Raw genomic sequence first — 359 nt, 5'->3', positions numbered from 1 at the left:
GAGCCACGCGCTGATTGTCGACGACCACGAACAGAACCGTTACCTGCTGCGCTCGCTGCTGAGCGCCAACGGCTTTGACGTCAGCGAGGCTGAAAACGGCCCCATGGCGCTCGAACAGGCACGGCGCCGCCGACCCGAAGTGGTCATCAGTGATCTGCTCATGCCCATCATGGTCGGCTACACGGTGCTGCGCGTGTGGAAAGCCGTTCGAAGCCTGGCCGACGTTCCGTTCCTGGTCTATACGGCAACCTATACACCGACCTAAGACGCGCGCGTGGCACGCGACGTTGGCGCCTCGGCCTCCCTTATCAAGCCCCCCCACCCGCTGGTTTACAACACACGACTCCAGACGGTGCTCG

The 359-nt window shown here is 63.2% G+C and carries 1 protein-coding gene; it reads left to right on the top strand.

What is annotated here, in order from left to right; all coding sequences use genetic code 11:
• The coding region (locus ACEWQ0_RS00015; RefSeq protein ID WP_476484105.1) for a response regulator at positions 1–265 on the top strand (265 nt) is incomplete at its 5' end.
• Positions 266–359: the final 94 nt, after the last annotated feature.

The sequence above is a fragment of the Wenzhouxiangella sp. YN9 genome (assembly GCF_056324165.1).
The sequence above is the reverse complement of the archived record's forward strand: the minus strand, read 5'-3'. Positions and strand labels throughout refer to the sequence as shown.